This is a genomic window from Pseudomonas shirazensis (assembly GCF_050496565.1).
GTDB lineage: Bacteria > Pseudomonadota > Gammaproteobacteria > Pseudomonadales > Pseudomonadaceae > Aquipseudomonas > Aquipseudomonas shirazensis_A.
The window spans coordinates 42,461-59,427 of sequence record NZ_JBNWAE010000005.1 but is presented as its reverse complement, the minus strand read 5'-3'; the positions used below and the strand labels follow the sequence as shown (position 1 = coordinate 59,427).

Here is a 16,967-nt window from a genome sequence, read left to right as displayed (position 1 = left end):
AGTATTTGACCTGCTAAGCGACGGGCTTGGATACTCGATCCATGTTAGCGCTAACACGGCGCGGCTGTTGGCCACCGACTGCCACTCGCACGAGCGAGACCAGACATCGACAGCACTTCAATTCAGTCTGGTCTTTCAGGGCAGTAAGCATCATGCACATACATCACATCCGAGGCGCCGTTGCGCGCGCCAGTCGTTTCCCCGTACGTTCACCTCTCGCTACAGCCGTATTGCTGGCGGCCATCGGCCAGTCGGCTCACGCCGCAGCTGACGACCAGCAGAGCGCGCAGGCCACTGCGCTGAGCGCCGTCACCGTGACCGCTACACGCCGCGAGGCGAGCCTGCAGGAAGTGCCGGTTGCGGTCTCGGTTGTGCAGGGCGAGCAGCTCGAACGCGATAACCTCAACAGCGTCGCCAGCATCGTCCAGCAGGTGCCGACCCTCAACTACCGCGCGGGTGCGTCGAACAAGGACACCTCGCTGTTCATCCGCGGCGTCGGCACTATCTCGACCTCACCAGGCGTCGAGCCGACCGTCGCCACGGTAGTCGATGGGGTGGTGTTTGGCCGGCCGGGGCAGTCCACCCTCGACTTGCTCGATCTCGAACGTATTGAGGTCTTGCGTGGCCCGCAGGGCACGCTGTTCGGCAAAAACGCCTCGGCCGGTGTGCTCAACGTGGTCAGCAAAGCCATCCCCGAGCAGACCCAGGGCTATGTTGACTATTCGCACTTTGGCGGCGGTGAGGAAAACCGCCTGCGCTTTGGCCTCGGTGGCCGCTTGAACGACCAGCTCAAAGGTTCGTTGAGCACGCTGTGGGGCGACTATGACGGCAACGTCGAGAACCTCGCCAACGGCCATGATGTAAATGGCTATGAGCGCAAAGGCCTGCGCGGCAAGCTTGAATTCGAGCCCAGCGATGACCTGCGCCTGACCCTGATCGGCGACTACATGAAGGGTGAGGACACCTTGCCCAGCGGCGTCGTCACCCAGGCCAGCGGGGCCTTCAGCAACCAGCTGGGTGCAGTCCGGCCGAGTGCGCACAACCGCTACATCAGCAGCGATTTCAAGACCCACGTCGAGGACGAGAACCAGGGCTTGTCGGCTCAGCTTGACTGGCAATTGGGTGATTACACCCTGACCTCGATCAGCGCCTGGCGGGGTTGGGATAACACCCAATACCAGGACGGTGACCGCCGTGCGCTGTTGCCGCTGACCGCCTCCCATGACAAAGGCACCGTCGACTACGACCAGTACAGCCAGGAGTTTCGCCTGACCTCGCCCAAGGGCCAGTTCAACGAGTACGTACTGGGCGCGTTCTACATGCACGGCACCTCGCGGGAAACCTACCAGCGCCTGTCGGTCAACGGCGGCATTGCCAACAGTGGCCGCGCCGACTATTCGACGACCAATGACAGCGTTGCCCTGTTTGGCGAGAACACCTTCAACTTCACCGATGATTTGCGGGCGATCTTCGGCCTGCGCTGGACTCACGATGACCTCGAATACGATCACCGCCGGGAATCCACGTCGCCGACCTCGGTGACCGGTATCCAGCCCTCGACTGCCAGCCAGGGTTCGGTCGATGAGGACGGCTGGAGCGGCCGTACCGGGCTGCAATATGACTTCAACGACAACCTGACCGGCTACGTGACCTATTCACGTGGCTACAAGGGCCCGGCCTACAACGTGTTCTTCAACATGCAGCCGCGCGATACCGGCGCACTCAAGCCAGAAACCTCCGACGCATACGAGATCGGCCTCAAGAGCACTGCGCTGGACAACCGCCTGGTGGCCAACCTGGCGCTGTTCCATACCGACTATGACGACTACCAGGCCAACTTCTTCGACACCGTGGCCAACCAGGTGGTCACCCGCCTGGTCAACGCCGGCAAGGTCAAGACCCAGGGCGTCGAGCTGGATGCCAGCTTCCAGGTCACCTCGCAGCTGAAACTCTCGGCCGCAGCGGCCTACACCAAAGCCCGCGTCGACCACTTCAACTGCCCGGCGGGCGCTGCTGCCAGCTGCGACATCGACGGCGGGCGCCTGCCGTTCACCCCGGACTGGAAGACCTACCTGCGCGCCGACTACGTGATCCCGCTGGACAACGGCCTGGATATCGAGCTGGCCAGTGACTACAGCTGGCAGGACTCGGTGCAGTTCAGCCTCGACCAGAACCCCGACACCGTACAGGGCGCCTACGGCATCTGGAACGCCAGTGTTGCCTTGGCCGATTACAACGAGGGCTGGCGGGTCGCACTGCTGGGCAAGAACCTCGGCGACAAGTCTTACGCACAGATGCTCTCCAGCGGCGGCGACTACATCTATCGCTCGGTGCCGCGCGATGACGGCCGCTACTTCGGCGTGCAGTTGCGCAAGGACTTCTAAGTGAACGGCCGGCCCTGTGGCCGGCCTTCTGGATTGATCAGCGAGTAACCCCATGAGCACTGAATTCCGTCAACTCAGCCTCGGCGCCTTCATCATGGCCACCGGGCACCATGTCGCGGCCTGGCGCCATCCGGATGTGCCGGCTGACCCACTGGACTTCGCCACCTACCGGCGCGTAGCTCAGGCTGCCGAGGCGGCCTGCTTCGACGCACTGTTCGTCGCCGACAGCGTGGCTGCGCCCAGCGACGCCCTGGCCAGCCACAGCGCTCGCTCGGTGTACTTCGAGCCGCTGACATTGCTGTCGGCACTCAGCGCTGTCACCGAGCGCATTGGCCTGATCGCCACGGCCACCACCAGCTACAACGAGCCGTACCATGTGGCGCGCAAGTTTGCCTCGCTCGATCACCTGTCGGCTGGCCGTGCCGGCTGGAACCTGGTGACCTCGGATGCTGCCGCCGAAGCCGGTAATTTTGGCCGCAGCGCGCATATCCCGCATGCCGAACGTTATGCCCGTGCTCGCGAGTTCCAGCAGGTCGTGCAAGGGCTGTGGGACAGCTGGGCGGATGATGCGTTCGTCCGCGACAAGGCCAGCGGGGTGTTCCATCACGCCGATGGGGTACGTGCCCTTGAACATGTTGGCGAGCATTTCCGCGTCAAAGGCCCGCTCAATGTCGCTCGCACGCCCCAGGGCAGGCCGGTGCTGGTGCAGGCCGGCTCGTCCGAGGCCGGACGCGAGCTGGCGGCCGAAACTGCCGAAGTGGTCTTTACCGCCCAGCCTTCACTGGCCCGGGCGCAAGCATTTTATGCCGACATCAAGGGCCGCTTGCCGCGCTACGGGCGCGAGCCGGATGCGCTGAAGATCATGCCCGGTGTATTCATCGTGGTGGGGCAGAGCGAGGCCGAGGCGCAGGACAAGGCCGAGCAGTTTCAGGCGCTGGTCGACCCCCGGGTAGGCGTGGCCTTGCTCGGGCGCATGCTCGGTAACTTCGATTTGTCCGGCTACCCGCTGGACGGCCCGTTGCCCGACTTGCCACCGACCGAAGACGGCCAGCGCAGCCGCCAGCAATTACTCACCGAGCTGGCCGGCAGCGAACAGCTGACCCTGGCCGAGCTTGGCCAGCGCATCGCCGGTGGCCGCGGCCACTACAGCCTGATCGGCACGCCGACGCAGATCGTCGATGAGCTGCAGGCCTGGTTCGAAGGCGCCGCCGCCGACGGTTTCAACGTGCTGGTGCCGCACCTGCCGCAGGGCCTGGAAGACGTCGCCCGCTGGGTCGTGCCCGAGCTGCAGCGCCGCGGGCTGTTCCGCCGTGAATATCAGGGTCGCACCCTGCGTGAGCACCTGGGCTTGCAGGTGCCGGCCAATCCCTTCTTTGCCAATCGAGGTCAACCATGAGCTACATCGCCCACCCCGAGCGCTATGCGCGCATGCCGTACCGCCGCGTCGGCCGCAGTGGCCTGGTCCTGCCAGCGTTGTCGCTGGGCCTGTGGCACAACTTTGGCGATGCCACGCCGATCGATACCCAGCGCGCGCTGCTGCGCACGGCGTTCGATGCCGGCATCAATCACTTCGACCTGGCCAACAACTACGGCCCGCCGTACGGCAGCGCCGAGAGCAACTTTGGCCGCTTGCTGCGCGAAGACCTGCACGCTTATCGCGATGAGCTGATCATCTCCAGCAAGGCTGGCTGGGACATGTGGCCTGGGCCCTATGGGCAGGGCGGGAGCTCGCGCAAATACCTGATCTCCAGCCTCGATCAGAGCCTGACGCGACTGGGTCTGGACTACGTCGATATCTTCTATTCGCACCGTTTCGACGCCGACACGCCGCTGGAAGAAACCGCGATTGCCCTGGCCGATATCGTCCGCCAGGGCAAGGCGCTGTACATCGGTATCTCGTCCTATTCGGCGGGCAAAACCCGCGAGATCGCAGCATTGCTGCAGGCGCAGAACGTGCCGCTGCTGATCCATCAGCCCTCGTACAATCTGTTCAACCGCTGGATCGAACAGGACCTGCTCGACACTACTGCAGAGATCGGTGCCGGAGTCATCGTATTCACCGCCCTGGCCCAGGGGCTGCTGACCGACAAGTACTTGCAGGGCGTGCCGGCAGATGCGCGGGTCAACCGTGCCGGCGGCAGCTCGCTGCGCGCCGAGCACTTGTCCGAGGGCAATATCGCCCGCGCTCAGGCACTCAACGAAATCGCCCGCCGGCGCGGCCAGAGCCTGGCGCAATTGGCCTTGGCCTGGACCTTGCGCGACCCACGCGTGAGTTCGGCGCTGATCGGCGCCAGCCGGCCCGAGCAGATCATCGAGAACGTCGCCGCTCTGGACAACCTCGCGTTCAGCGCCGAGGAGCTGGCCGAGATCGATCAGTTCGCCGTGGAAGGCGGGATCAACCTCTGGGAAAAACCCTCGACCGACTGGAAGGAGTAAGCCATGACTCTTGTTCGCTTGGCTGCGGTACTGCTGTTGGCCCTCGCCAGCACGGTGCAAGCGGCAGATCCGGCCAGCCTGCGCATCGGCTACCAGAAGGGCTCGATCAGCCTGGTGCTGGCCAAGCAGCACGGTTTGCTCGAGCAGCGCTTTGCCAATACCAAGGTGCAATGGATCGAATTTCCGGCCGGGCCGCAGATGCTCGAAGCGCTCAACATCGGCAGCCTGGACATCGGCTCGACCGGCGATATCCCACCGATCTTCGCCCAGGCAGCCGGTGCCGATCTGCTCTACATCGGCGCCGAGCCGGCCAAACCGCACGCCGAAGTGATCCTGGTGCCCAAAGCCAGCACACTGGCCAGCGTCGCCGAGCTCAAGGGCAAGCGCATCGCCCTGCAGAAGGGCTCCAGCGCGCACAACCTGCTGTTGCGCAGCCTCGCCAAGGCCGGCTTGAGCATCCGCGACGTGCAACCGGTGTACCTGGCCCCGGCCGATGCCCGCGCGGCGTTCGAACGTGGCAGTGTCGATGCCTGGGCGATCTGGGACCCGTTCTATTCGGCCATCGACGTCGAAGGCAAGGCCCGGGTACTGGCGGACGGGCAGGGCCTGGGCCTGATCGGCCCGTTCATGCTCGGCGCGCGGGGCTATGTCGAAGCCAACCCCGAGTTCGTCGACCAGTTGCTTGAGCAGATAAGCCAGGCCGAGGCGCTGACCCGCAGTGACGAGGCCGGCAGTATCCGCACATTGGCGGGCTTCATGGGCATGCCCGAAGAAGTCGTGCGGCGCAGTTTCAGCCATCGTCCGGCGTCGCCCGTGCTTGCCGTCAGTGACGAAATCATCGCCGCGCAGCAGCGCACGGCACAGTTGTTTTTCGACAACCGCTTGCTGCCCAGGCAGGTGCAAATCGCGCCGGCAGTGTGGCGGCGACCGTGATCAAGCCCGTAGCAGTACAAAATGTGTATCTGCTTTATTCAGGCTAACTGTATAGGTGGGCGGGCGAGGGCGCTGGGCTACTGTGGGTGCACAACATCTACCCAGCTCGGGACACTTGCTCATGTTTGCCTCCTTCGACCTGCTGATGGCGTTCGTCCTGTTCGCCTTCGTCTCCTCCATCACTCCGGGGCCCAACAACACCATGTTGCTGGCCTCCGGGGTCAACTTCGGCGCACTGCGGACCATTCCCCATGCGCTGGGGGTCAGCATCGGCTTCATGTTGATGGTACTCGGTGTGGGTTTTGGTCTGGGTGAAGTGTTCAAGGCCTGGCCTGTGCTGTACACGGTATTGCGCTATGTCGGCGCTGCCTACCTGCTTTACCTCGCGTACAAGATCGCCACTTCCGGGCCAATCTCCGCCAACGGCAAAAGCACCGCCAAACCGATGACTTTTCTCGGCGCTGCGGCGTTTCAGTGGGTCAATCCGAAGGCCTGGGTCATGGCTGTCGGCGCCATCACTACCTACACGCCAGCGCAAGGCTATGTGGTCAATGTGATCGTGATTGCAGCGGTATTCGCCCTGGTCAACCTGCCCAGCGTAGCGGTTTGGGTAATGTTTGGCAGTGCCTTGCGCAACCTGCTGCAGAATCCGCGCTGGCTGATGCTGTTCAATGTCCTGATGGCCGTGCTGCTGGTGATATCGCTTTACCCGCTGCTGTTTGTACAATCGGCGTTTTCCTGAACCGGCGAGTACAGCCAAGCAATGCAATTGATCCCCTGGTCTCACGACTGCTCCGAAGGCTTCACCCTGCGCGGCTGGCGCTCACCGGTCAGTGGCAAGCCGTTGTTGCACTTTTTGCACGGCAACGGCTTTTGCAGCCTGGCCTACCAACCCCTGCTGATGCGCCTGGGTGATTACTTCGACCTGTGGTTGAGCGATGTGCAGGGCCACGGCGACAGTGACCACGGCGGGGTATTTCGCGGCTGGAATCTCTCGGCAGAACTGGCAGTGGAAGCGTTCGAGGCTGGCCGCGGCGAGTACGGCGAGGTGCCGCGTTATGCGCTGGGGCACAGCTTTGGTGGCGTGTTGACTGGGCTGATCGTGGCTGATCATCCGCAGTTGTTCGAGCGCGCCGTGCTGCTCGACCCGGTGATCTTCAGCCCACGCATGCTCCTCACCATGGGCGCTGCCCGGCTGCTTGGCCTGCACCGTAGTCATGGACTGGCGCGCAAGGCAGCGACCCGCCGCAGCCACTGGCCTGATCGCGAGGCGGCCTTCGCTGCGTTGCAGGGCAGGGGGATCTTCAAGGGCTGGCACGACTCCGCGCTGCGGGCCTATGTCGAGCATGCGATCGGTGATTGCAGCGAGGGGGTGGTGCTCAAGTGCCGGCCTGCGCGCGAGGTCGATATCTTCAGTTCATCGCCGCAGCGGTTGTGGTCGAATCTTGCGAAGATAAGCACGCCTACGTGCATTCTTTATGGTGAGCAGACGTACCCGTTTGTGTTGGCATCGGTGCAGCGGCTGACCGCGCTCAATCCGCAGGTGAGCAGCCAGGCGGTGGCGGGTGGGCATTGTTTCATGCAGGAAGATCCTGCGGCGGCAGCACCGCGGATCGCGAGTTTTCTTGATCATCAAAAGGTTTCAGACTCTGTAGCGATGCAGTAACCCCGAGTGATAGCAGGGTAATTGCCCTGTCAAGGCTGTCCCGGTATAGTGCGATCAATTCTCAAATGCGATTGCATCGCTCACAGGACTCCAGCGCCATGGGCTCGGCTTCTTCCCGCGACTTATCCGCCCATGGCGACATCCACGGCCTGTATGTCGAGCACCACGCCTGGCTCCAGCGCTGGCTGTGGCAGCGAATGGGCTGCCGCAGCGATGCCGCCGACCTTACTCAGGACACCTTCCTGCGGTTGTTTCGCCCTGCAGTTGCGCCCCGCGCATCCGACCTGCGCCAGCCGCGTGCTTACCTGGCCACCGTTGCGCGCCGTTTGATGCTCAATCTGTACCGTCGCCGCTCGGTGGAGCAAGCCTGGTTGCATACCCTGCAACAGATGCCTGAGCAGTGGGCTGCGTCGGCCGAAGAGCAGTATCTGATCCAGGAAGCCCTGCAACTGATTGATTCGCTGCTGCACGGCCTGCCTTCGGTGGTGCGCCGGGCGTTTCTGCTGTCGCAGCTTGAAGGCCACAGCCATGCGGAAATTGCCATGGCACTGGGGGTAACGGTGCGCAGCGTGCGGCGTTATCTTACCCAGGCGATGGAGCATTGCATGCTGCTCGCCATGGCCGATGAGCGGTGAGCGAACGGCCGCTGGAGCGACACATGGTTCGCGAGGCCGCGCGCTGGTACATGCGCTTGAACGGCGCCGAACATAGTCCTGCACAACAACTTCGATTCGAGCGCTGGCGCGATCAGCACCCGGACCACGCGCGCGCCTGGCAGTTGGCGCAGCGGGTCAGTGCGCAGTGGCAAGGCATTCCCGAGGGCGTCGCGTTGCCCACCCTGGAACGCGCCGATGGGCTCAGCCGTCGTGCTGGCCTCAAGGCGCTGATGGTGCTGATGACCGCCGGTCCTGCTGCGCTGGTGGCCTGGCGGCAGACCGATTGGCTGGCCGATGAACGTACCGCGATTGGCGAACAACGCGAGCTGACCCTGATCGACGGTTCGCGCCTGGCCCTCAATACCCAGACTAGCGTGGACATCGTTTTCGACGCCAGCCAGCGGCTGCTGCGCTTGCGTGGCGGGGAGATCCTCGTTACCACGCACCCGGACAGCCTGAACCGACCGTTATCGGTGCAGACCGAGCAAGGCATCATCCGTGCACTGGGCACGCGCTTCAGCGTGCGTCAGGAGGGCAACGACAGCCAGGTCAGCGTGTTCGCCGGCGCCGTTGTCATTCAGCCTGTGCAGGGCGGCCGCGACCTACACCTGAGCGCTGGGCAGAGCGCCCGTTTCGACCGCCGTCAGGTGTCGAGCCCAGCGCCATTGCTTAGCGGCGCTGGCGAGTGGGCCAGCGGTGTGCTGCGCGTCGAGCGGATGCCCCTCAATCTTTTCGTCGAAGAACTGAACCGCTACCGACCCGGCTGGGTGCGGTGCGATGCACAGGTGAGGCCATTGCTGATCAGCGGCGCGTTCCTGTTGCGCGACACCGACCTGATCCTCAGTGCAGTGTCCCGGGCGCTGCCAGTGGAGGTGGTATACCGCACGCGCTATTGGGTGAGCTTGCAGGCGCGCACGGTCTAAAAAAATATACGCAGCACCTGTCCGCTTTGTCAGCGCTCGAGTGTCCTTCAGGCACACAGATCTTTTCGATGCGGAGTCTGCATGCCTTTGTTCTTTCGTTGCTCACCCATTGCCTGCGCCGTGCAGGTCACCGCTCTGGCTGTGAGTCTCAGCGCCAGCCCCTCGTTGTTCGCCGCCAGCAACCTGTACTACGCCGTCTCGCCAGGGCCGCTGGGCCAGGTGCTGTCGAGCTTTGCCGCACGCTCGGGCATCAACCTCGCCATCGAACCGGCGCTGGTAGAGGGGCGCCAGAGTGCCGGCCTGCAAGGTGAGTTTGCGCTGCAGGCGGGCTTCGTGCGCGTACTGGCCGGTAGCGGTTTGCGGGCGGTTGATCACGGCAACGGTGTGTACGTACTGGCGCCGATCCTCCAAACGGAGACAGCGCTGGAGCTTGACGCCACGCAGGTCGTCGACACCCGCTTCAGCAGCGGCATTGGCGACGGACCAGTGCCGGGTTATGTGGCCAAACGCACCACGGTCGGCACCAAGACGGACACGCCAATCAATGAAATCCCGCAAAGCATTTCAGTGATTACCCGCGATGAAATGGACCAGCGGGGTGTACAGGATTTCAATGCCGCTGTGGCTTATACCCCCGGGATTCGCGCATTGGACTACGCAGGCGGCCAAGGCGCACCGGATATCTTCCTGCGCGGTTTTCGTGCCTTCAACCTGTTCGGTCTGTATCAGGATGGGCTGCGCACCGGCTTCAACCAGTACGACACCAACTTTGAAACCTTTGGCCTGGAGCGAGTCGATGTGGTCAAGGGGCCCGCTTCGGTGCTGTTCGGGCAGATGGCGCCGGGTGGGGTGGTCAACATGACCAGCAAACGCCCGCAGGAAACGCCGATTCGTCATGTCGAAGTGCAGAGCGGCAGCTTCGACCGGCGCCAGCTGGGTCTTGATGTCGGCGATCAGCTCGATAACGACGGCACCCTGTTCGGCCGGCTGGTGCTGCTGCAGCGCGAGAGCGACACCCAGGTCAGGCACGCCCCTGATGACCGCACTTATGTAGCGCCGTCCCTCACCTGGAAACCCGACGATGCCAATACGCTGACGCTGCTTGGCAGTTACAGCAAGAGCCGTACGGGTGGCTCGGAGCAGAGTTTTCCGGTGATTGGCACCGTGCGCAAAAGCCCCTATGGCCACATTGATTCAGACACCGACCTGGGCTGGAAGGGCAGCTATTACCACAGCGAAAACACGGCCATCGGCGTGCAGTACGAGCACCAGTTCGATAAAGGCTGGAAGCTGCAGCAAAACCTGCGCTACATGCATTCCAATGTTGGTTACCTGTCCAGTGGTCCTGATGTGGTACTCAACGCCGACGGCCGTACCCAGGACATCGGTTTGCAACTGCGGCCCAAAAACAGCGATACCTTCCTCATCGACAATCATCTGCAGGGGCTGGTCGACACGGGTCCTTTGCAGCACACCTTGCTGGCCGGTCTGGATTATTCACACTACGAGGCCCGCGAAACGCGCCGTAACGGCGACCCCGATCCTGACGTCGAGATGATCGACCTGTATCGCCCGGTCTACGGTGGCGGGGCCATCTGGTACGACCCTTTGCAGCGCTCTACCGACACCCGTTTGCAACAGGTCGGGCTGTACCTGCAGGATCAGATCAAGCTCGATCGCTGGGCGCTGACCCTGGGTGGCCGTCAGGATTGGTCCACCGCTTGGGAGGAGGGTTTGTACTTCGGTACAGAGCAGGTCGATACCGTGCAGCGTGACCGCAAATTCACCGGCCGCGTGGGCCTTGCCTACCTGTTCGACAATGGCATCACACCCTATGCCAGCTACAGCACTTCGTTTCAGCCCAATCCGGAAGCCTACCGTGACGGCACGCTTTTCGAGCCGACCGAAGGCCGCCAGTACGAGATTGGCGTTAAGTACCAGCCGCCCGGTTATGACGCTTTCATCACCGTTTCGGCGTTTGATCTGGTGCAGACGAATGTCTCCACCACCGATCCGGTCAATCCCGGTTTTTCGGTGCAGAGTGGCGAGGTGCGCTCAAGGGGAATCGAGCTGGAAGGCAAGGCCAGCCTCAGCCGTGAGCTGAACGTGCTGGCGTCGTACGCTTACCTGGATGCCGAGATCACTCAGGACAACAGGTTCGAGGGCAACGCGCCGCGGGCGACTGCGCGCAATACCGCCAGCCTGTGGGTCGACTACACGATCGCAGACGGTGCGCTCAAAGGTGTAGGAATGGGGCTTGGACAGCGCTATGTGGGCTCGTCATATAACGTGCAACACACCGTGAAGACGCCCCATTACCTGCTAACCGATGCCACCTTGCGTTACGACCTGGCGGGTATCGGACTGGACGGTACGAACGTGTCGGTGACGGCCAGCAACCTGTTCGACAAGCACTACTTCCAGCCAGGCTTTTACGAAGACTCGGTGCTTTACGGCAACCGGCGCAACGTGATTGCCAGCCTGAGCTACGACTGGTAATCGGCGCTGGCCGGGAGCCCTTTCAGGCGTAGGGGGGGAGGCAATCAACGCGCCTGACCAGACTGCTTTTTGCGCAATGCAGCCGCCACCTCGGCCTCGATCGCGTAGGCCGGGGCTTCCAGCTCGTTGTAGTTGCGCGTATAGCGTCGGGCGAACCCGCTAACGCCCAGTTCCTGATACTGCTGTACATGCTTGAGTTCATGGGCCCACAGCGCGACGTTGTTCTCGGCGTCGCTGGCATGGCGAAAGATCACCGTGTCGATCAAGGTCACCGCGTTCACATCGGGGTTTTGCAGCAGGGCATTGGCGGCGCTGATCTGCTGTTGGTCACCGACCCGGTAGCGCACGGCATCGAGCACGGCAAAGTCGTACCAGTCGTCCAACTGGACGCGGATATGCAGCGGGATCGGCTCGGTGCCAAGTGCAGTGGCGTCGGCCTGGGCTTGTTGCAGGGCGAACACCAGGCTGCTTGAGGCCATGTGTTCGACATCCTGCAGGATCTGCCCAGCCTGGCCGGGGTCGAATGGGGTGCAGAAACAGCCCATCAAGCACACTTGATACTGGCCCGTAGGGCAGGTGTCTGCGGCAGCTGCAGGTTGGGCCAGGGCCAGGCTGAGCAACAGCAGGAGGGCAGGCCTCAAGCGAGCGCCTTGGCGACCAGGCTGCGGCTGGCCTGCAGCAGTTCCCTTTGCACGGTTTCGCTGGCCAGCATGCGCCCGACCACCACTGCGCCGACACATTGGCTGATCAATGCCCAGGCCAGCTCAGGGTCTTCCAGGGTCTCGCTCCAGGCCGCGTGCAGCACGATCAACCAGTGCTCTGCCTCCTGGCGTACGGTTTGGTCGGCGCGGGCGATTTCCACCGCCAGCGGCGGCAGCGGGCAGCCTTCTTCGGCGTTATGCAGATGGGCCAGGCTCAGGTACTGCTCCAGGCAGCGGGCCAGACGCTGGCGCTCGGCGCCGCGCGCGGCCAGGCGGGCGAGGGGGCTGTTGCTCAGCTCACGGCGGACGATCTCGCTGAACAGGTCATCCTTGCACGGGAAGTGGTTATAGAACGCGCCACCGGTGAGACCGATGGCCTTCATCAAGTCAGCCACGCCGGTGCTGGCAAAACCGCCGCGTTTGGCCAGTGTGCCACTGCTGGCGATGAGTTTTTCGCGGGTCTGCAGCTTGTGTTCAGTGGAGTAGCGCATCCAGATAACCTCCGCGCCCGGGCTTGACGATGGGCGGATCATAACATAGCGTTCGTTCACTAAATGATCGTTCACCAATGGAGGTGGCCATGGCTGAACACGACAAGGTGGTGCTGGTGATTGGTGCCGGCGATGCGACCGGCGGCGCTATTGCCAAGCGCTTTGCCCGCGAGGGTTATATCGCCTGTGTGACCCGTCGCGATGCGGCCAAGCTGCAGCCGTTGCTGGATGAGATCCATGACCAGGGCGGCAGAGCGCATGGTTTTGGCTCCGATGCGCGCAGCGAAGAGGACGTCGCCAGCCTGATCGAAACCATCGAGCGTGATATCGGCCCGATTGAAGCTTTTGTGTTCAATATCGGCGCCAATGTGCCGTGCAGCATCCTCGATGAAACCCCGCGCAAGTTCTACAAGATTTGGGAGATGGCCTGCTTTGCAGGTTTTCTCACTGCCCAGGCGGTGGCAAGGCGCATGGTCACTCGCGAGCGCGGCAGCATCATCTTTACCGGCGCCACCGCCGGCACCCGTGGCGCGGCGGGGTTTGCCGCGTTTGCCACCGCCAAGCATGGCCTGCGAGCGCTGGCGCAGAGCATGGCGCGGGAGTTGGGGCCGCGTAATATCCATGTTGCCCATGTAGTGGTAGATGGGGCCATCGACACCGCGTTCATTCGCGACAACTTCCCTGAACGGTATGCGCAAAAAGACCAGGACGGCATCCTCGACCCTGCGCACATCGCAGACAGCTATTGGTTTTTGCATGCCCAGCCCCGCGATGCCTGGACCTTCGAGCTGGACCTGCGGCCTTGGATCGAACGCTGGTAAAACTGCCCTTGAAAGGATCGAGCGATGAGTAAATCCGTGGAGTTTTTCTTCGACCTCGGCAGCCCGGCCAGTTATCTGGCCTGGACGCAACTGCCCGAGTTATGCGCACGCCATGCTGCGCAGCTGGTCTATCGGCCGATGCTCTTGGGTGGCGTGTTCCAGGCGACCGGCAACGCTTCGCCGGTCATGGTCCCGGCCAAGGGCCGCTACATGATGCTCGACCTTCAGCGGTTCGCGCAGCGCTATGGCGTGGCATTCGGCCTGCCAGCGGGCTTTCCGCTCAATACCCTGGCGTTGATGCGTGGCCTGACGGGGATGCAATTGCACGCGCCGGAGCGCTTCGAAGCCTTGCTGGCAGTGCTGTTCAACGCACTTTGGGCAGAGCAACGTGCACTGGGCGATGTGCAGGTGTTGGAGCAGACGTTGGCTGCTGGCGGTTTCGACCCACAGCAGTTCGCCGAGCTGGCAGCGCAAGCCGAGGTCAAACAGGCATTGAAGGCGGCAACCGAGGAGGCCGTCACGCGCGGCGTATTTGGCGCGCCGACCTGTTTTGTCGAGGGGCAGATGTTTTTTGGTCAGGACCGGTTGGACTTTGTCGAACAGGCCTTGCGCTAGCTGCCCAGGCCCAGCAGTCGTTCGATCTGCCGGCGCTCCCAGATACTCAGCAGATCGACCGGGTTGGTGCCGTAACGCTGCCAGCTGTCATCATTGCTGCTGACGCCTTGCGGGTTGCAGCAACTGGCGCAGTGGGCGAGGCCTTCGGGATCGATGATCAAGCTCAGCTGCCAGCCGGCGCTGCTGACTTCGATCAGGTCTGGGCGCGGGCGCGCACAGACCTGCAACGGCTCCACCCCCATCGCAACATCGCGCAGGCATTGGTACACCTCACGGCTGCTGGGCGCGCGCATGCTGTCGATCAGAAGTTGGCCGGGGTGTTGGCGCTGATGATCTCGGCCTCATCCTGGCCGATGTTCTTGAAGCTGTGCGCTAGGGTAGTGGGGATGTAGTAACCATCGCCGGCATTGAGCACGCTGACCTGGCCGTCTACCCACAGCTCGATGGTGCCGCGAGTAACCAGGCCACATTCTTCGCCTTCTGCATGCACGATCGGCTCGCCGGAATCGGCGCCAGGCGCATACAACTCACGCAGCATACGCATCTGCCGGCCTTCGACGCTGGCGCCAACCAGCAGCATGCGCAGGCCGTTGCGGCCCAGGTCAGGCTGGTCGCCGCCGCGGAAGACAAAGCGCTCTTCGCGCACCGGGGTATCGAAACTGAAGAACTCCGCCAGGGACATGGGGATGCCTTCAAGCAGCTTTTTCAAGGAACTGACAGAGGGGCTGACGCGGTTTTGCTCGATCTGCGAGATGGTCGAATTGGTCAGGCCGCTGCGGCGAGCCAGTTCTCGTTGCGAGAGGCCGTTGCGTTCACGCACCAGTTTGAGTCGTGTCCCCGTGTCCATTAGCCGCCTTGTCTGTACTGAAGAGTGGTGTAAAAAATAATAAGCGACGCATTAAAACACACTCTTGTCAGCAACGCGCTGCGCATCTAGATGGCGCTGGCCGTGGTGGCTTGGGGCACGGCCAGCGCCTGCTGCGGCTTATTTGCTTTCGCGCAGCGGGCCTGGCCACATGCTTTTGAATACTGCATCGCGGCGGACCCAGGCGTGCATCAATGCCGCGCCCAGATGCACCAGCACCGTGGCAAACAGCAGATAGCCAGCCCAGCTGTGCGCGCCTCGCAGCAGCGCATACAGCTGCAGGTCATGCGGGGCAATGGCCGGTAACTGCAAGGGGCGCGGATAACCACCGGCCGAGAGCATTGCCCAGCCCAGCAGCGGCATGCTCAGCATCAGGCCATACAGGGCGATGTGCGAGGCCTTGGCGGCCAGCCGCTGCAGCGCCGGCAGGTCTGCCGGCAGCGGTGGATGGGGGACTGTCAGGCGCACAGCGATGCGCACCAACACCAGCAGCAACAGCAGCAGGCCGGTTGCCTTGTGCAGTTCCACCAGCAGCGGATGGCGGGTCGAAAGGTCGCTGACCATGCCCACACCGATGAACAGCATGGCCAGGATCAGCACCGCCATCAGCCAGTGCAGCAACCGCGCGAAGGGGTGAAAGGCAGCAGGTTTCATGGCCGTACTCCAGTGTTGAGGGACTCGCGGCTACGCCGATTGAAGGACTCGGAGTAGGCCGCCGAGCGCGCTGCCAGGATCGGATCGGCAGTGGCCTGTATGCCGCTCGGCAGAATCAGCGGGTCGAAGTTGAGGTCACGGCAGGCGCCTTGTTCGGGGGCGTCGACGGCGTTGATCACCAATGTGCCGGCATCGATGCTGCGCCGTTGTGCCGGCCATGGTTTGGACGGGTCTTCCAGCGGGTCGCCCGGCTCGGCCAGCACCAGGCGCAAGGTCCAGCGCAGTGGGCCCTGGCTCAGCCGTTGGGCGAGGTCGTGTTGCAAGAACAGCTTATCGCTGACCTGTGCCGGGAGGGCGTTATAGGGTGTTTGCGGCTCGACCTGCCAGCGCACCGGCTGCTCTTTGCCCTGGCGGTCGATCAGGCGGAAGGCGTTGATGCTGTGGTACTGGGTGCTGGCAAAGCTGTCGCTGGGCTTGTATGACGCCGCCCATTGGCGAAACGCTGCGCTCTCCGGGTGCTCGGCAAAAAACGCCTGCATGCGCGCTGGGTCCGGTTTGCCGGTGGCTGGGTCCGGGGTCATGGCCAGCACCTGTTGGTAGAACGCCTCCGGCGTGCCGATCGCCAGTACCGGCGGGTTGTTCATGCCGGTGCGCCAGAGCTGGCCGTCGTCGGTGGCAAACTGCAGCGCCATGCTCCGCACGGGCACGCCGGTATCCGGTGTGGCCGGGTTGGCGCCGCCAATGGCGAAGCGGCCGATTACCGGCACCCGCGCCTGTTCGAAGACCCGCGCGCTGGACAACGGCGCGGCCAGCCCGCTGCTTTCGAAGTAGCCGGTGACGCAAAGGCCCTTGGCGTGGTTTTTGCGATACCCGGGGTGGTGTCCGGCCTGGGCTTCGAAGGTGTCGATGATGCGTTGCGGGCTGAGTTTGGGGCCGCCGATCCAGCCGGCGGTGTAGGCAAACGCGCAGCCGGCGACGAGCAGGCCGGCGGCAATGGCCGTCAGCCGCCAAAGCTTGGCGGGGCCTTGCACGGGGGTGTTCATAGGCAACATCCGGGTCAGTGAAGATGCGAGTACGACGGGGCGCGGTGCAACTTATTCCCGTTGTCGGGGAATAAATTTTGGAGTGCTGCGTCTGCCACTTACACTTGTGCCTTTGAGGGGCTTCGGATGCTGTGCTTGGCTGGAGGATGCTGGGGGCGCTTTGCGCCCCTTTCGCGACACAAGGCCGCTCCTACAGAGACCGCGTACACCAAGACTGACGCGGTCAGTGTAGGAACGGCCTTGTGTCGCGAAAGGGGTGCGTAGCGCCCCCAGCATCCTC

General features: G+C 63.2%; 17 protein-coding genes. 11 read left to right on the top strand and 6 right to left on the bottom strand.

Features of this window, described 5'->3' with window-relative positions; translation table 11 throughout:
* The first annotated feature begins 152 nt into the window (after nucleotides 1-152).
* The 9 genes from ACQZ2L_RS09270 to ACQZ2L_RS09230 all read left to right on the top strand — a co-directional run bounded on the left by ACQZ2L_RS09270 (nucleotide 153) and on the right by ACQZ2L_RS09230 (nucleotide 11,497).
* On the top strand, nucleotides 153-2,384 hold the full coding sequence (locus ACQZ2L_RS09270; protein WP_430325780.1) for a TonB-dependent receptor: 2,232 nt from the start codon (nucleotides 153-155) through the stop codon (nucleotides 2,382-2,384).
* 52 nt (nucleotides 2,385-2,436) lie between these two features.
* Nucleotides 2,437-3,780, top strand: a complete 1,344-nt coding sequence (locus tag ACQZ2L_RS09265; protein ID WP_430325779.1) for an LLM class flavin-dependent oxidoreductase — start codon at nucleotides 2,437-2,439, stop codon at nucleotides 3,778-3,780.
* Entirely contained in the window at nucleotides 3,777-4,820 is a 1,044-nt protein-coding gene (mgrA, locus tag ACQZ2L_RS09260; protein ID WP_430325778.1) for an L-glyceraldehyde 3-phosphate reductase, read from the top strand. Before ACQZ2L_RS09265 ends, mgrA begins: the two co-directional genes overlap by 4 nt.
* Nucleotides 4,821-4,823: 3 nt before the next feature.
* Nucleotides 4,824-5,753, top strand: coding sequence for an aliphatic sulfonate ABC transporter substrate-binding protein (locus ACQZ2L_RS09255; protein ID WP_430325777.1), 930 nt, complete (start codon nucleotides 4,824-4,826; stop codon nucleotides 5,751-5,753).
* 121 nt (nucleotides 5,754-5,874) lie between these two features.
* Nucleotides 5,875-6,495, top strand: coding sequence for a LysE family translocator (locus tag ACQZ2L_RS09250; protein ID WP_430325776.1), 621 nt, complete (start codon nucleotides 5,875-5,877; stop codon nucleotides 6,493-6,495).
* A gap of 21 nt (nucleotides 6,496-6,516) precedes the next feature.
* On the top strand, nucleotides 6,517-7,419 hold the full coding sequence (locus ACQZ2L_RS09245) for an alpha/beta fold hydrolase (RefSeq protein ID WP_430325775.1): 903 nt from the start codon (nucleotides 6,517-6,519) through the stop codon (nucleotides 7,417-7,419).
* Between the two features lie 98 nt (nucleotides 7,420-7,517).
* Nucleotides 7,518-8,054: a sigma-70 family RNA polymerase sigma factor gene (locus ACQZ2L_RS09240; protein ID WP_430325774.1), complete on the top strand. Its 537-nt coding sequence runs from the start codon at nucleotides 7,518-7,520 to the stop codon at nucleotides 8,052-8,054.
* 23 nt (nucleotides 8,055-8,077) lie between these two features.
* Nucleotides 8,078-8,998 (top strand): FecR domain-containing protein, encoded by a 921-nt coding sequence (locus ACQZ2L_RS09235; protein ID WP_430325773.1) that lies wholly within the window; start codon nucleotides 8,078-8,080, stop codon nucleotides 8,996-8,998.
* Between the two features lie 81 nt (nucleotides 8,999-9,079).
* On the top strand, nucleotides 9,080-11,497 hold the full coding sequence (locus ACQZ2L_RS09230) for a TonB-dependent siderophore receptor (protein WP_430325772.1): 2,418 nt from the start codon (nucleotides 9,080-9,082) through the stop codon (nucleotides 11,495-11,497).
* A gap of 44 nt (nucleotides 11,498-11,541) precedes the next feature.
* Here the strand turns inward: ACQZ2L_RS09230 and ACQZ2L_RS09225 are convergent, their stop codons facing one another.
* Nucleotides 11,542-12,102 carry a DUF4157 domain-containing protein gene (locus ACQZ2L_RS09225; protein ID WP_430325970.1) on the bottom strand — a complete coding sequence of 187 codons (561 nt, stop codon included), beginning with the start codon at nucleotides 12,100-12,102 and terminating at the stop codon, nucleotides 11,542-11,544.
* Nucleotides 12,103-12,134: 32 nt separating this feature from the next.
* Nucleotides 12,135-12,689, bottom strand: coding sequence for a TetR/AcrR family transcriptional regulator (locus tag ACQZ2L_RS09220; protein WP_430325771.1), 555 nt, complete (start codon nucleotides 12,687-12,689; stop codon nucleotides 12,135-12,137).
* Nucleotides 12,690-12,778: 89 nt separating this feature from the next.
* Here ACQZ2L_RS09220 and ACQZ2L_RS09215 point away from each other — a divergent pair, with 89 nt between their 5' ends.
* Both ACQZ2L_RS09215 and ACQZ2L_RS09210 read left to right on the top strand, forming a co-directional pair.
* Nucleotides 12,779-13,510, top strand: coding sequence for an SDR family oxidoreductase (locus tag ACQZ2L_RS09215; RefSeq protein WP_430325770.1), 732 nt, complete (start codon nucleotides 12,779-12,781; stop codon nucleotides 13,508-13,510).
* Between the two features lie 24 nt (nucleotides 13,511-13,534).
* The gene (locus ACQZ2L_RS09210; RefSeq protein ID WP_430325769.1) at nucleotides 13,535-14,125 is read left to right on the top strand and encodes a 2-hydroxychromene-2-carboxylate isomerase; all 591 of its coding nucleotides are present in this window, start codon (nucleotides 13,535-13,537) and stop codon (nucleotides 14,123-14,125) included.
* Here the strand turns inward: ACQZ2L_RS09210 and ACQZ2L_RS09205 are convergent.
* The 4 genes from ACQZ2L_RS09205 to ACQZ2L_RS09190 all read right to left on the bottom strand — a co-directional run bounded on the left by ACQZ2L_RS09205 (nucleotide 14,122) and on the right by ACQZ2L_RS09190 (nucleotide 16,693).
* Nucleotides 14,122-14,418, bottom strand: a complete 297-nt coding sequence (locus tag ACQZ2L_RS09205; RefSeq protein WP_430325768.1) for a DUF7693 family protein — start codon at nucleotides 14,416-14,418, stop codon at nucleotides 14,122-14,124. The two genes, ACQZ2L_RS09210 and ACQZ2L_RS09205, sit on opposite strands and share 4 nt — an antisense overlap.
* 8 nt (nucleotides 14,419-14,426) lie before the next feature.
* Entirely contained in the window at nucleotides 14,427-14,972 is a 546-nt protein-coding gene (locus tag ACQZ2L_RS09200) for a cupin domain-containing protein (protein WP_101318818.1), read from the bottom strand.
* A gap of 138 nt (nucleotides 14,973-15,110) precedes the next feature.
* Nucleotides 15,111-15,644 carry a cytochrome b gene (locus tag ACQZ2L_RS09195; RefSeq protein WP_430325767.1) on the bottom strand — a complete coding sequence of 178 codons (534 nt, stop codon included), beginning with the start codon at nucleotides 15,642-15,644 and terminating at the stop codon, nucleotides 15,111-15,113.
* The gene (locus ACQZ2L_RS09190) at nucleotides 15,641-16,693 is read right to left on the bottom strand and encodes a catalase family peroxidase (protein WP_430325969.1); all 1,053 of its coding nucleotides are present in this window, start codon (nucleotides 16,691-16,693) and stop codon (nucleotides 15,641-15,643) included. The genes ACQZ2L_RS09195 and ACQZ2L_RS09190 overlap by 4 nt, the downstream gene beginning before the upstream one ends.
* Between the last annotated feature and the right edge of the window lie 274 nt (nucleotides 16,694-16,967).